This window comes from Pantoea sp. B65 (genome assembly GCF_047308185.1).
Lineage (GTDB): Bacteria > Pseudomonadota > Gammaproteobacteria > Enterobacterales > Enterobacteriaceae > Erwinia.
In genome coordinates this window covers 1-16,535 of the sequence record NZ_JAHXPU010000040.1, presented here as the reverse complement: position 1 = coordinate 16,535, position 16,535 = coordinate 1, and the positions used below count along the sequence as shown (strand labels likewise).

Here is a 16,535-nt window from a genome sequence, read left to right as displayed (position 1 = left end):
TTCACTGATTTATTTAATCTTGGCGCCGGGAATTATCCTGTTTAACCCACCGGCGCTTGCTGATAAAAGTGGTGTGCGAGTAGTACAGTCGGCGCTTATCTGATCGGCCATTATTCCGTTGTTAAATAATTTTCGCCGTAGCGGATAAATAAACAATGGTGAACGCGCATGCCAGCATTAGAAAACATCACGCAATGTCATCATCAGCTCAACAGCCCGGCAGCAGAGAGACGGTCTGCCGCACATGGCGCTTTTTCCACGGTGCTGGTCAGCAATAGCGATAAATCGATCTCTCAGGGCGACTTCGCCAGCAGCAGATTAACCCGTCGTCAGCGTGTGCTACTGCGGGATCGGGCGCGGGCAAAGCAGTGTGAGTCAGCCACCCGCTGGCAACGGCAGCTTACCGCGGTGCAATGCCTGCCGGGGCAGGGGCTATTGCCAGAACCAGCGGTATTTACGCCGCTCGCCACTGCGCGTGCGCTGGCGATTCAGGCTTTGGCCGGGCTGTTAACGCCGGATATCGGGCCATATTATGCCGGCAGCGCAGCGGCGAAGGTGGCCGCCGACAGTAGCCAGCTGTTGCCGCCCCCGCGACAGTTAGCAGTAAGGGGGGCTCCGCCCGCTGCCAGTCATTACGCTGTCGATGCGCTGCCGGGTATCGATCGGGCGCTGAGCGCGCTGTTCCGGCGTCTGATGCCATGGGATCAGGCTGGCGCGGCAGAGTCTTTGCCGTTGGATACCGCCATGGCGCCGCACAGCGCACAATCCCCCTCCAGTTACCGTATTTATCAGCATGCTGATAACGCCACGCTATTGCCTGAAGTGCTTGATGAATTCCTCGAGTATATCGATCTGGCGCTGAATGATAGTCAGCGGCTGCAACTGGCGGCGGGGCTGGCAGATAACGATATGATTTTTATCTATCCTGCGCCGCCAGGGGTTATCCGTCAGCCGCGGGCGCATGAAGGCGAAATGAAGCGGCAGACGATGCTGTATGAGATGGCGCTTAAAGATAAAACCGTCGCTAAACAGGGCGTCGCGACAACGCTGACCGCCTGGGGAGATGAGCGCACCCGGGAAAGTCATACGCTGTTTATTCGCGGGACGGAAAATTATAACCCGTTCTATTTTCTCGCCTCGGGCGGCGATGCCTTAGTGGGGTTTTTCGCCCGCAAACTTGGCGAAGTGATTAGCGGTGAAATTTTTGCGCGCCAGCCCGGGCAGACCCGGGCGGAATATGTACTTGAGTGGGGCATGAATATCGCCATGCTGCACGAACAGAAAGCGCAACAGGCATTTAATCCGCGTGCAGTGAAAGCGGTGACGGCGCCGCTGCTGAAAGCGGTGCATCAGCCGGTTGAGCACTTGCCGGGCACGGTGCTGACGCATCCGCCCAGCGGTCTCACCCTGCACTCAGCGTTGCAAAAAGAGATTGGCGGCCAGCGCTGGCTGCTCTATCCGCAGGGCGACAATCGCGCGCTGGCGGTAAAGGTCGGCGTCACGCCTGCGGTAAACCACGCCGCAACACGCAATCCACACAACCATAAATGGCGCATTGATGGCGTTAGCGGCGAGCATCAGTTTACCCATGGTTCACAACCGACATTTTTTGTCAAAACCGGCGACGGCTACTTTCCGGTGACGCGTTCGGGCGACGATGGCTGCTTCAGACTGGCGAGCGGACAGAAAATTTACTTCAATGAGCTGGCGCGCGAATGGCAAGAGTTTTACCCGGCCAATCGCCATCTGCACGCGCGCGGATTATCGGCGATCCCTCAGCGTTTAATCAGCGAATTGCCCGGTCAGCAGCGGGTGCTGGCCAGTGTCTCTGATCCGGCGCGCAGAATATGGTCGACCCAGCCCGGCGCTCAGTATCTGGAGGTATTGTCCCGCGCGCCGGGCAATCCGAACGCGGTGCGGGTCGGCTATGTCAGAGGGCAGCTGGAAGGGGATTTTTTTAGCCTTGAAGCCGGCGGCAGCCAGCGGCTTTACCAGCAAACGGTGCTGAAATGGCAACCGACAACCCAGCGCTGGGACAGCGGGAGTTCCCCGTTCACGGCATTGAAGGTGGCCGAGGGGAAAATCGATATCAGCCGGCTGCAGAGCCATCTGGCGCCGCCAGCGGCGATGACCGCGGTGTATCACCGGCCCGGACTGTACCGCATCGATCAACACTACTATTTACGCTGGCAGAGTGAAGCCGCTGGCGTACAGCACTATCTGGAGCTGCTACCGACGGCGCATGACGCTGAATACCGTACCCGATGGCCGGGGGCCGTGGCGGAGATCCGTTTTCGCTATGACGAGCAGAGTGCGCAGTGGCATATGGTGCAGTTCAGCCATGAAGTATTTGCCACGCTGCCTGCCCGGGTAAAGCAGCAGCCGGTTACGCCGTTTACTGCCGCCGAGGCGTTGCCCGGCTATCGGCATAGCTGGCGGCGTGACGGCGATACCTGGATCCAGGCTGGCAGCGATCAACACGGCGTGGCGCAGTATATCCGCGTGGTGCAGGATAATGTCGATGAAGACCTGTTCACTCTGTATGTCCCTGACGAAACCGGGCCGGGTAGCCTGATGATCTATCGCTATGATGAAGACGACGAGTTTGTGCTGGAAGAAATGCGCCTGTGCCAGCCGCGAATAAAGCGCGCGGATGAGGAACCCTGCGCCGGTCCGTCGGGGCTTAACCGACCGTCTGATATTGATAGCCACCTGCCTGCGGAGAAAAAAATCCGCAGCGGTCAGACGCCGGACGTCATAACGCAGCGCTGGTTGCAACAGCATCCGCGGCTGGCGCATGAAACAATTAATGCCGCTGATGACGCGATCGTGCGCGGGCAAAAAAATCTGCAGTATGCCCAGCGTCTGAGTCTGATTTCGCCCAAAGATATACCGGTCAGCGCCATTGCCACCCATGCCGCTGTGAATATTAACCGCCTGCGCAAAAGTTTAATCCATGTCTCAACCGAAGTGCTGCACTGGTTTGCTGGCCACCCGCAAGGTCAGCGTGAGTCCGATCTTGACTATGCGCTGCGGCTGAGTCGGCTGGCGCCGGAGGGGGTGACCCTTACCGCAATAGCAAAAAAGACCGGCGTCAAAGAGAGCAGTATCCGCATGTGGTTAAGCCGTTTTTCCTCCAATGAGTCGCAGTGGTTTACGCTGCACGCGCGCAACAGCGGCGAAAGTGATATGGCTTATGCCATGCGCCTTGCGCAGGAAGCGGAGGACGCCGGGGAGGGTAGCGAAGGTATCACCACCAGCGCCATTGCCAGCCATGTCGGCGTCAATCTGCACAGCCTGCGCAGTAATCTGGATCGCTTATCACCTGTCGCCCGGCAATGGTTTAATCATTATCCCCGCCATGCCGGCGAGGAACGTCTGAATTATGGCGTCCGGCTGGGCCTGATGGCGCCAAAGGGGGTGACTCCCAATGCGATAGCCGTACATGCCGCTGTCAATGAAGGGAGCCTGCGCGCGCGTTTAAACCGCATTCCGCCGCCGGGGAGAGAATGGCTGAGAAATCATCCGCAGCTGGATAAGGAAAGTAATATGGTTTACGCCATCCGCCTGTTCCGCCAGCCGCATGAAGGGGTATCGGTGACCGCGATAGCCGCGCGTGCCGGGGTGGATCGGCTGGCGCTGCTGAAAACGTTAAGCGAACAGAAATTCGATCGGCTGGCGTCCGCCGGGGAAAAACAATGGCTGAATCTCTATCCGCGCGAGGTAAGAGAAAGCGGCACGGATTATGCCGTGCGCCTGGCACAACTGCGCGATGAACAGCTGGTTGCCGGCACGATGGCGAAAAAACAGGTCAGAAATAGCGTTATTGCGCTGCATGCCGGCATCAGCCCCCAGTTGCTGTCCAAAAATTTATCCCAGTTAAAAAACTCACGTTTGTGGCTGAATAATCATCCACGGCTGCAAGCGGAGCAGGCGATGAGCGGAGAAGCGCTGGCCAGTCTGCAGGAGAAAAACCGGCAGTATGCGCTGCGCCTGCTGCAGCTGCGTTATCAGCAAAAGCAAACGCAGGAGATTGGCGAGAGTGATATTGCCGTTCATATCGGCGTGGCCCGCCCGCTGATCAGGCAATGGCAGGCGGATGAAAAAAGCCGCTGGTTCGCCCGCCTACCGCGCGAGTCGGGCGAGGTGGTGATTGAGGCGGATAGCGAAATCATCGCCCAGCGTAAGAATCAGTTCTATAGTCAGCGTCTGGCGGAAAAGCGCGCTACGGAAACCCTTAGCTGGCTGGTACAAGATGCCGATATTGCCGACTATGCCGGGATCACGCTGGATTCGTTTTCCCAGGCGCAGGAGCCCACTTTCGCTATCCGTCATCCGCTGCCGGAAAAACCTTTTGATCCGGAAACCGGCTGGAAACCGGAATACGGCTTACTGCATCTGCAGCTGAAACAGAATCCGCCGCTGCTGGTTGACCCCGCTAATCTGGAACTTAGCCTGACAGAACAGGTACTGGGTGACGGAGAGCTGGCGATCAGTAATATCAGGGATATACTGAAAACCGTACCGAAAGCGCAGCGCCAGGCCACCGAACGCCGCTTGCTTGCCGAAGTAAAAGCGTTAATTGACACCGACGGCGGCAGACAGGATTTTTATTACGATGAACAGGGCAATAAACAGGAGGGTTTTTTACGAAAAAATCTTGAGATCTTATACGATGAGCGCAATCCGGTCGGGTTGCAGGTGATCGCCAAACAGCCGATTGAACGCTATACCGTTATTGGTGCTTATACCGGCGTCTGGCATGCAACTGAGGCTTCGCTGCAGGCGGAATACCGCAAAATGGGATCCCAGTCGGTGATCACTTATCTGTGGGGGGCACACCGCGGGACGGGATCAACCAGTGGCCTGCAGAATGCCAATCTGCTGGCGTTAATTAATACGGCTGAAATGGATAATCTGCCATCACAGGGCGTGGATAATCTTGGCGCAGCTTTTGTCAATGATCGACTGGTGGTGTATTACGCCAAAAAACGCATTGAACGCGGTCAGCAGTTGCTGATCTCTTATGGTCGATATTATCGCCCTGACTATCGCATTCAGACGACACTTAATAATGATATTATTCGTATCGTTGCCCGCGCGCAGCACTGTTATTTTACGGTGATTGATATTGCAGGAGAAATATCACATATCTATGGCCCGGAGGGGGAAGTGGCGATGGCGAGCGGAAGTGAGAAGAAATATCTGCTGAAAGAGCGGCTGGATCGCCAGGGAATGGTCAGGTATGACCCGCTAAGAAAAAAGGGCGGTAAAAAAATCGCCATCAGCAAGGACGATGAAAATAACCTGTATCATGCGATGGCAAAAGCCATCAACCCTCTCGGGGGGCGTGACAAAATAGAACAAAACATCCTGGCGATGAAACAGGCAATCAAAGACGCCTACCCGACGGAAGAGGGGCGGGTAAAACCCGAGCCGGCTGACGACCGTGACTCCCCCGGCGCCCAGGCTAATCGTTAAAAGGTTAAATTATTAAAATAAATATTTTTATCAGGCTAATAAGGTTTTTTTTTGAAAGTTAATTAGCAACGTTTAATTTATCCTTGGCTGATAGCTTTATCTGGTTTAATTAACGGGCGCTTGCTGATAGTGGTTGAGTATCGGAGGTACAGCCTGCGCTTATCTGCTCTGCCATCATTTCGTTATTCAATTATTTCCGCGCCGGCGGATCAATAAATAATGGTAAACGCGAATGTCAGGATTAGAAAAGATAACGCAATTTCTGCATTACCTGAATAACCTCGGCGTGGAGACACCGATCTCCGCTCCCTCCTCGCTTCCCTGTATTGAGGTCAGTAATAGCAACCGGTCGATCTCGCAGGAGGATTTCAGAGCGACAAAAGGGACGCGTCGTCAGCGCGTGGCGCTGAGAGAGGAAGCCAGGGCTAAGCAAAACCTGGCGGCGACCCGCTGGCAATCGCTGGTCACCGATATTCAGCTGTTGCCCGCTCAGGGCTTATTGCCGCCAGAGAGTGGCTTTCATCCACTATCCACCCCGCGTGCGCAGGCGATTAAGGCGGCGGCGGAACTGTTGAGCTGGAATGTTGGCCGGATTACCGCCGGCTCCGTAGCGGACTGCGGCCATGAGATGGCGCCGCCACAACCGCTGCCAGCCACGGCCAGTCACCAGGGTTTCGCTGTGCTGCAGGCGATTGATCGTGCGCTGAGCGGTCTTTTCAGTCAGCTGTTGCCATGGCATCAGGCAAGCGCAGCGCAAACCTCGCGCCGGATAACCACTACCCGCCAGCCTGCTGTCGCAGAGCAACAGTTGCCCGCTTATCGCATCCATTCTCGCGGGGATAACAGCACGCGCTTCCGGCAACAGGTAACCGAGTTTCTCGATCGCATGGCGTGGGGGCTGGATGAGCAACAGCAGCAGCAGGTTATCGCCAACCTGACAGACCAGGATATCGTTTTTCTCTATCCCCCGCTGCAGACGGCAGAGTTCAACCGCTCAGAACGGGCGCATGAAGAGATGATCAGAGAGCGCACCGTCCTGTATGAAATGTCACTGAAAGATAAAACGGTGGCGGCAGATAGTCTCGGCGCGCGAATAGCCGGATGGGGCAAGGAGCGAACGCAAAAGAGCTATACCCTGTTTAAACAGGGCACGCAAAGTTATAACCCGCTGCATTTTCTCGCCTCGGGCGGCGAGGCATTGCTGGGCTACTTTTCCACCACCCTCGGTGAGGTTGTCAGCGGCACTCTGCTGGATCGGGAGCCGGGTGAGCGGGAAGTGGACCGCTTACTGCGGCTGTCAATGAATGTGGTGATGGTCGAGCCGCTGAGCGGCAAGACATTTAATGTCATGCTGACCCGCCCCGCCAGCGCCGCCGGAGGGAAACCGCTGGCGCAGTTGCCGGGAACCGTCATTTCTCATCCGCCAAGCGGTATGACGCTGCATTCAGTATTGCAAAAAGAGATTAACGGCCAACGCTGGCAGCTTTTCCCGCAGGGAGAAAATAGCGGTGTGGCGCAACCGGCCGGTATTCAGCCGGTTATCAGCTACCCGGCAAGCCGCAATCCGCAAAACAATCTGTGGCGTATCGAACACCTCGGTGGGGAGCATAGCTTTAGCCATAACCAGCAGCCGGAGTGGTTTATCAAATTCGCTAATGGTTACCAGCCGGTGAAACTCTCTGCTGAAGATGGCACCTGCCATCTGCCCGGTGGGGATAAAATTTACTTTAGCGAGCTTAGCCAGCAATGGAAACGCTTTTACCCCGGCAATAACCATCTGCATGCGCGGGTGGTCTCCAGCCTGCCTGAAATATTAATCCGTACGGCGCCAGGCGAGCAGGGGGTACTGGCCTCCGTCGGCGGACCTGAACGCAAGGTGTGGTATTCCGCACTGGCCGATCGACAGTATCTGGAAATCCGCTCGCCGGGCGCTAGCGAAACCAACGTCGAAATTGGCTATCTGGAGGGACGCATGGAGGGGGATTTTTTTAGCGTTAGCGCGCGGGAAAGCCAGCCGGTGTACCACCAGAGGGTACTGAAATGGCAGCCGAAAACCCAGCGCTGGGATACCGCGACCTCGCCGTTCGCTTTGCTGAAGAGTGCTGAGGGAAAAATCGATCGTAGCTGGCTGCAAAAAATACTGAATCCGCCGCAGGACCTGATTGCGCTGCATCAGCGACCGGGGTTGTATCGCATTGGCCGGGACCATTTCCTGCGCTGGGAAACGCAGGCGAATGGCGAGGCGCGCTATCTGGAACTGCTCCCCACCGGGGATGGCAGTCAGTACCGTACTCCGCAGCCTGCCGCCGAAGGCGAGGTCTACTTCCGCTATGATGAAACCAGCGCACAGTGGCACTTTCTGCCGTTCACCCATGAGGCTTTTGCCGGGTTGCCGCCCCAGGTGAGGGTGCAGCTTACCCAGCCGTTTTCCGCCGACTATGCGGTGCCGGGATATCATAACCTCTACCTGAGCGGTAACGATCTGTGGATCCATACCGGCGCCGATCGGCACGGGGTGGCGGAGTATATCCGCGTACAGCAGGATGCGATCGATGGCGATCTGTTCAGCCTGCGGGTGCCGGATAGCAGCGGACCGGATACGCTTTGGCTGTTTCGTTATGATGAAGACGATGAGTTTGTGCTGGAGGACAAGCAGCTGTGCCAGCCGCGTGGCAAACGCGCTGACGACGACGAGTGCGCCGGGCCATCCGGAATAAGCCGCCAGTCAGTTGCCGATACCCGCGAGCCGGCAGGCAAAAAACCGCGTAGCGAAGAGGAGAACGATGAGCAGGATCAGGCATGGCTTGATGACCAGCCGCGTCTGCTGCTGGAGATGGTCAGGGAGCGTGACAGTGCGGTCACACGCAGCAAAAAGAACCTGGCCTATGCGCTGCGCCTGAGTTTGCGTGCGCCAAAAACCATGCCGCTGGGCGCCATCGCCCGCTATGCCGGGATTGATGTGCGCCGGTTGCGATCCTGGTTAAACAAAACCACCCCGGAGGCGCATCGCTGGTTTGTCAGCCATCCGAAAACGGACACCGAAAGCGATATGAGTTACGCCTTACGTTTATGTCGGCTGGCGCCGGAAGGGGTGGCGATTACCGCAATCGCCCAGCATACCGGGGTGAGGGAAAACAGTATTCGCATCTGGTTAAAGCGCTTCTCGTCGGATGAAGTGCACTGGTTCAGCCTTTATCCACGGCGGGAAAATGAAAGCAATATGGAGTATGCCATGCGTCTGTGCCAGCTGCCGGAGGAGGGGGCGACCTTAAGCGCTATCGCCGATCATACCGGGGTGAGTGAAAACAGCCTGAGAACCAGCTTAAGACGGTTAACTCCCCGTGCACAGCAATGGCTGCAGACTCATCCGCAGTATGAAAACGAAGCGGCGATGGCCTATGCCGTGCGTCTCGCCTTGCTGCCTCACGAAGGAATAACCTATACCGCAATAGCCATACATGCCGGGGTAAACGAAAAGAGCCTGCGATCGCGCATTAATCGTCTGCCGCCGGATGTGCAGCGATGGCTGAAGAGCCATCCGCCGGGTGAGAACGAAGATGCGATGGATTACGCGGTACGTCTGTATCAGATGCCGCACGAAAAAGTGACGATAACCACCATCGCGGTACGCGCCGGCGTCGATGAATCGGCGTTGTTAAACCGCTTAGATGCCTCCCTGCTGGATAAACTGGCGTCGGCCAGCGAAAAACAGTGGCTTAGCAGCTATCCGCGCCTGTTCCGCGAGAGCAATATCGAATATGCCGTTCGCCTGACTCAGCTGCGTGACGAACAGGTGATGGCCGGCAGCCTGGTAAAAAAACAGGTTAAAAATGCCACTATCGCGCGCCATGCCCGGGTCTCGCCGCAGTTCCTGTCGATGAATATCGCCAGAACCAAAAATTCACGCCAGTGGCTGAATAATTATCCGCGGCTGCCCGGGGAGCAACTGGCAGATGCGGATGATTTTATCGCCGCAGCGGAGAAGAACCGGCGTTATGCGCTGCGGCTGGTAAAGATGCGCAATCAGCAGCAGCAAGAGTTAACCATCAGGAAGAGCGAGATCGCCAGGCATGTTGGCATATCGGATAACCAGCTAAACGAAGGGCTGGGAAATGAGAAGATTGACTGGCTGCGCGGCGTGCCGCGTCTCTCAGCCGAAGTGGTGCTGGAAAATGAGAGTGAACTGATTATCCAGCATAAAAATCAGTTTTATGCCCGGCGGCTGGCTGACCGGCGCGCGCAGGAGCAAATGGACTGGCTGCTTACTGATAAAAACCTTGCCACCCATGCCGGGATAACCATGGATTCATTTAAGCAGGCGCAGGATCCGCAATTTGATGGGACTAAACCGCAGTTTGCTCAGTCCGCCGAACTGGAAGCGTTGCAACCGACGCATGGATTGCTGCACCTGCAACTGAAGCAAAACCCGCCGCTGCTGACCGACCCGCTGAATCCGGCACGCAGCGTAACCAACGAGGTGATTCGCGGGCCGGTGTTTATTTCCGATATCCACAATATCGTCAAAGTGTTGCCAAAGGAGCAGCGCGAAGAAGTGGCGCACCGTTTTGCCGGCCTGGCGCAGGAGGTGGTGGATAGTGATGGCAGCCGCCAGGACTTTTTTATCGATGAGCAGGGCAACCGGCAACCGGGGGCGTTATCGGAATATCTGGAAATATATTACGACGAGAAAAACTGGGCGGTTGGTCTGCAGCTGAAAGCCAAAAAAACCATTCCTCCGTTTACTTTCCTCGGGGTGTATACCGGCACCCGCCATAAAGATGCCAGTTCGTTGCGGGCGGAATATAAAAAAATGGGTTCCCAGGCGGTACTTACCTATCTTTGGGGGGTAAAGAAAGGGCCGGCAACGGTCAGCGGGCTGCAGAACGCCAATATACTGGCATTGATGAATACCGATAAAATGCACGGGCTGCCGGTGCAGGGCGAAAATAAAGTCAGTGTTGGTTATATTAATGATGAGATACCCTTCTATTATACTACCGCTGAAATAGCCCAGGGCGAACAGGCGCTAATTTCTTATGGTGATACTTATCAGCCGGACTATCTGATACAAACCTCATTAAATAATGATATTGTGCGCATTATTGCTGCTGAGGAAAAATGTTATTTTGTGATTAAAGATATTAGCGGCAATATTGCCCATATTTATGGTCCTAAAGGGGAAGTGGAGGCGGTACCGGGCAATGCTGAACGCTATACGCTGAAAGAGCGGCTGGACAGTCGCGGAATTGTCCGCTACGACGCGCTGAGTAAAAAAGCGGCTAAACGAGTCGCCATCAGTAAAGACGATGAAAATAACCTCTACCACGCAATGGCGAAAGCGATAAAACCACTCGGCGGACGCGATATTATCGAAGAAAAAATTAAAGCGATGAAAGATGCGGTGGCGGCGGAGTATGCCGCAGAAGAGGGGGTAGTTAAACCGGAACCCCCGGCAGAAAATATCCCCACAGCATAAACGCGTTATCTTTTTATTAAATGACCTTCTTTATTGCGGCTGAATAAATAATGGTGGATGCGCATGACAGAATCAGGAAATATCACGCAGTTTCTGCAGAGTATCAATCGTCTGGGCGTCGGCGCACCACCGGCAGCGCAACCTATGTTTCCCTGTATCGCGATCGGTAATAGCGAGAAATCAATCGCGCAGGGCGACTTCCGCTATCGCAAACTGACACGACGTCAGCGCGTTGAGCTGAGAGAGCAGGCGCAGGCAGAGCAGCGGCATGAGTCTGCCGCACTCTGGCAGACGTTGCTGACCGGAGTGCGGCTACTGCCCGCTCAGGGCGGCCTGCCGGCAGAACCTTTATTTCCCCCGATCTCCACTCCCGGCGCGGCGGCGATTAAGGCCGCAGCGGAGCTGGTTACCCGCTCCGGCTGGCGGGTTTGTGCCGGCTCTGCGCCGCCGCAGGCCACCACAGAGCGCGGCCCTGATGCGCTAATGCCGCTCAATAGCGCGCTGACCGGCGCCAGCCACTACGGTATCAGTATGCTGCATGCTGTTGATCGGGCGTTAAGCGGTTTTTTCCGTAAATTGCTGCCGTGGGATCAGGCGGTTGCGGCGCAGAATCCGCGCTCAATGACCAGCAGCACCCCTCCGGCCGAAGCGATGGCGCCAAAACGCAGTTCATACCGCATCCATCAGCGCGGGGATAACCGTACTCTGTTTAGTGCGCAAATGGGGGAGTTTCTGCAGCGTATGGGCTGGGCGCTGGACGACAGCCAGCAGCAGCAACTGATCGGCAACTTGTCAGACACCGATATTATTTTTATTTACCCTGCGCCTGAGGATGGCCGGCGTCCGCAGCGGGTGCATGAAGACACCATGCGCATGCGCAACGTACTGTATGAGATGTCGCTAAAAGATAAAACCGTGGCGGCAGACAGTGTCGGCGCGCGGATTATCGCCTGGGGAGATAAGCGTACTGAAAACAGTGTGACGTTATTTATGCAAGGGACGCAAAGTTATAACCCGCTGCATTTTCTCGCTTCCGGCGGCGAAGCGGTACTGGGCTATTTTGCCCGTATCACCGGCGAAGTGTTCAGCGGGACGCTGCTGGATCGGGAGCCGGGTGAACGTGAAGTCGATCGCTTACTGCGGCTGTCCGCTAATCTGCTGGTGTTACCGGAAAAGGCGGCAGGCAACGCCTTTAAATTCAGGCAGGCTAAGCCGCCCGGCGGCGGATTGCGACCGGTGAATCAGTTACCGGGCACGGCTATCACCCATCCGCCAACCGGCATAACGCTGCATTCAGTGCTGCAAAACCAGATTGACGGACAACGCTGGCAGCTTTTTCCGCAGGCGGAAAGTCACGCAATAGCCGTTCAGCCAGGCGTTACGCCGCCGGTCAGCCTGCCGGCGACCCGTAATCCGCAAAATAACCGGTGGCGCATCGGGGACCTGAGCGGGGAACATGTGTTTAGCTATGGTCGGCAGCAGCAGTGGTTTGTCAAAGCCGGGGAGACATACCATCCGGTGACCTTTTCCGCCAGCGACGGCACCTTTATTCTGCCGGCGGGAGAGAAAATTTATTTCAGCCACGTCAGCCAGCAATGGCAGCTGTTTTATCCCGGCAATAACCATCTGCATGCGCGGGTGTTATCCGTACTGCCTGAGGCATTAATTCAGCCGGATCCCGGTTTGCACGGAGTGCTGTCCGGCATTGGTCCGCAGGAGTGCAAAGTGTGGTCGGCGCCGCGCAGTGGCAAACAGTACCTGGAAATCCGATCGCCGGCGGCTATCGAAACCAATGTGGATATCGGCTATCTGGAGGGACGCATGGAGGGGGATTTTTTTACCATCAGCGCCCGGGAAAGCCAGCCTTTATACCGACAGACGGTGCTGAAATGGCAGCCGACCACGCAGAAATGGGATACGGCGGCCTCACCGTTTGCCCGGCTGAGCAGCGCAGAGGGCAAAATCGATCTGTCATGGCTGCAGACGATACTCAATCCACCGGGCGATCTGATTGCGCTGCATCAGCGCCCCGGGCTGTACCGCATTGGCCACGACTATTTTCTGCGCTGGGAAACGCAAGCCGATGGCGTGGCGCGTTATCTGGAGGTGGTACCCACTGGCGATGCCGATCACTATCGTACCCCGCAGCCGGCGGCGCAGGGAGAAGTCCACTTCCGCTATGACGAAGACAGCGCGCAGTGGCACTTTCTGCCGTTTACCCATGAGGCCTTTGCCGGGTTGCCGCCATCGGTCAGGGTGCAGCTCACCCAGCCGTTTTCCGCCGACTATGCGCTGCCGGAATACCGGAATGTTTATCGCAGCGGCAGCGATCTGTGGATCCATACCGGCGCCGATCGGCACGGAGTGGCGGAGTATATCCGTGTTCAGCAGGATGCGGTCGATGGCGATCTGTTTAGTCTGCGGGTCGCGAATCAGCACGGCCCGGATAGCCTGTGGGTGTTTCGTTATGATGAAGACGATGAGTTTGTGCTGGAAGAAAAACGGCCATGTCAGCCGCGTGGCCGGCGCGGTAACGATGATGAATGCGCCGGCCCTTCCGGATCGACGGGGCCACAGGATGCCGATACCGGCGAGCCGCCCGGCAAACGAGGCCGCAAAGCTCAGGAGATTGATGCGGAGGAGCTGGCATGGCTTAACCAGCATCCCCGCCTGCCGCCGGAAACGCTAAATGAGCATGACGATGTGCTGGAGCGCGGGAAAAAGAACCTCGCCTATGCGCTGCGCCTGAGCCTGCAAGCGCCGCATGAGATGCTGCTGATCACTATTGCGCGCCACGCCGGGGTGGACGTTCGCCGGCTGCGATCCTGGCTAAGCAAAAACACCCCGGAGGTGCATCACTGGTTCGTCAGCCATCCGAAAGGGGAAAAGGAAAGCGATATGAGTTATGCCCTGCGTCTTTCCCGCTTGTCCCCTGAAGGCGTCACGGTGACCGCCATCGCCCGGCACACCGGCGTCAATGAGAACAGTATTCGCATCTGGTTAAAACGCTTTTCGACGGATGAGATGTACTGGTTCAGCCTGCATCCACGTGATGAGCAGGAAAGTAATATGGAGTACGCGATGCGTCTGTGCCAGCTGCCGGAGCAGGGGGCAACCCTAAGCGCCATCGCCGATCACGCCGGGGTGAACGAACAGAGTCTGAGGATCAGCTTAAGGCGCTTAACGCCGCATGCGCAGCAATGGCTGGAGAGTCATCCGCAGTACGAAACCGAAACGGATATGGATTATGCCGTGCGTCTCTCTCTGCTGCCGCGTCAGGGCGTCAGCTATACCGCGATAGCGGTGCATGCGCGGGTGAACGAAAAGAGCCTGCGAACCCGATTAAATCGTCTGCCGTCTGAGGCGCAGCAATGGCTGAACAGCAATCCTCAGGAGGAAGGTGAGGATCCGTTGGAGTATGCCGTACGTCTGTACCGGATGCCGCATGAAAAAGTGACGCTTGCCATGATAGCCATCCGTGCCGGGGTGAATGAAGCGGCGTTATTAAACCGGCTGGGCGCCTCGCTGCTGGATAAGCTGGCGTCAGCGGAAGAAAAGCAATGGCTGAGCAGCTATCCGCGTTATCTGCGGGAGAGCAATATCGAATATGCCATACGGCTGACGCTGTTACGTGATGAGCAGGTAGCGGCGGGAAGCCTGGTAAAAAAACAGGTCAGGAACACCACTATCGCCCGCCATGCGCGCGTCACGCCGCAATTCCTGTCGGTGAATATCGCCAGAACTAAACATTCGCGTCAGTGGCTGAATAATAACCCACGCCTGGCCGAGGAACAGCTGAGTGATGGCGACAATTTTGTTATCGCAGCGGACAAGAACCGACAGTATGCGCTGCGGCTGGTGAAGATGCGCAATCAGCAGCAGAAAGACAAGATAGTCAGAAAAAGCGAGATTGCCAGGCATGCCTGGGTACCGGAGCGCAGGCTGAATGAATGGCTGGAAAGTGAGAAAAGCGGCTGGCTGAACAGCGTGTCGCGCCTCCCGGCGGAGGTGGTGCTGGAAAATGAGAGCGAACTGATTATCCAGCGCAAAAACCAGTTCTATGCCCGGCGGCTGGCTGACCGGCGCGTGCAGGATGATATGGGCTGGCTGGTTAACGATAAAAATATCGCGGTTCATGCCGGGGTCACCATGGAATCGCTTAACCAGGCGCTGAGTCCGACCTTTGATACGATGGCGGTACCGCCTGCGGAGCCACGGGAGGCGGAAGTATCGGAACCGACCCACGGATTGTTGCACCTGCAACTGAAACAAAACCCGCCGCTGCTGACCGATCCGCTGAACCCGGCACGTAGCGTGACCCAGGAACTGATTCGCGGACCGGTATTTATTTCGGATATCCAGAATATTGTTAAAGGGCTGCCAAAAGAACAGCGTGAAGAGGTGGCACACCGTTTTGCCAGCCTGGCGCAGGAGGTGGTGGATAGTGATGGCAGCCGCCAGGACTTTTTTATTGATGAGCAGGGCAACCGGCAACCGGGGGCGTTATCGGAATATCTGGCGATATATTATGACGAGCAGAATCCGGCGGTCGGCCTGCAACTGAAAGCCAAAAAAACCATTCCGCCGTTTACCTTTCTCGGGGTGTATACCGGTATCCGCCATCAGGATGCGGTTTCGCTGCGGGCGGAATACAAGAAAATGGGTTCCCAGGCGGTACTTACCTACCTGTGGGGCGCAAGGAAAGGGTCGGAATTAGTCAGCGGCTATCAGAACGCCAATATCCTGGCATTAATGAATACCGCTGAAATGCACGGGCTGCCGGTGCAGGGGAAAAATAAAGTCAGTGTCGGTTATATTAACGATCATCTGCCCTTCTATTATACCACTGAGGCACTGGAACAGGGTGAGCAGGCATTGATTTCCTATGGTAATTATTACCGACCGGATTATCAGATACAGACCACCCTGAATAATGATGTGATTCGTATTATTGCCCGTGAAGAAAAGGGTTATTTTGTGATTAAAGATATTGGCGGCAATACTGCGCACATTTATGGCCCGGAGGGAGAGGTGGATGCGGTGCCTGGCAATGCCGAACGTTATACGCTGAAAGAGCGGCTGGATAGCCGTGGAATTGTCCGCTATGACGCGCTGAGTAAAAAGGCGGGGAAAAGAGTCGCCATCAGCAAAGACGATGAAAATAACCTCTATCACGCGATGGCGAAAGCGATAAAACCACTCGGCGGCCGCGATATTATCGAAGAAAAAATTAAAGCGATGAAAGATGCGGTGGCGGCGGAGTATGCCGCAGAAGAGGGGGTAGTTAAACCGGAACCCCCGGCAGAAAATATCCCCACAGCATAAACGCGTTATCTTTTTATTAAATGACCTTCTTTATTGCGGCTGAATAAATAATGGTGGATGCGCATGACAGAATCAGGAAATATCACGCAGTTTCTGCAGAGTATCAATCGTCTGGGCGTCGGCGCACCACCGGCAGCGCAACCTATGTTTCCCTGTATCGCGATCGGTAATAGCGAGAAATCAATCGCGCAGGGCGACTTCCGCTATCGCAAACTGACACGACGTCAGCGCGTTGAGCTGAGAGAGCAGGCGC

4 protein-coding genes are annotated in these 16,535 nt (G+C 56.1%); all 4 read left to right on the top strand.

Going from position 1 to position 16,535, the window contains the following annotated elements:
* Window positions 1–168 precede the first annotated feature (168 nt).
* On the top strand, window positions 169–5,481 hold the full coding sequence (locus JWF83_RS19895) for a hypothetical protein (protein ID WP_413652146.1): 5,313 nt from the start codon (window positions 169–171) through the stop codon (window positions 5,479–5,481).
* Window positions 5,482–5,713: 232 nt separating this feature from the next.
* Entirely contained in the window at window positions 5,714–10,957 is a 5,244-nt protein-coding gene (locus tag JWF83_RS19890; protein WP_413652145.1) for a hypothetical protein, read from the top strand.
* Between the two features lie 63 nt (window positions 10,958–11,020).
* Entirely contained in the window at window positions 11,021–16,282 is a 5,262-nt protein-coding gene (locus tag JWF83_RS19885) for a hypothetical protein (protein ID WP_413652144.1), read from the top strand.
* Window positions 16,283–16,345: 63 nt separating this feature from the next.
* Window positions 16,346–16,535: hypothetical protein (locus JWF83_RS19880; protein WP_413652143.1), on the top strand; the 190-nt coding region annotated here is incomplete at its 3' end.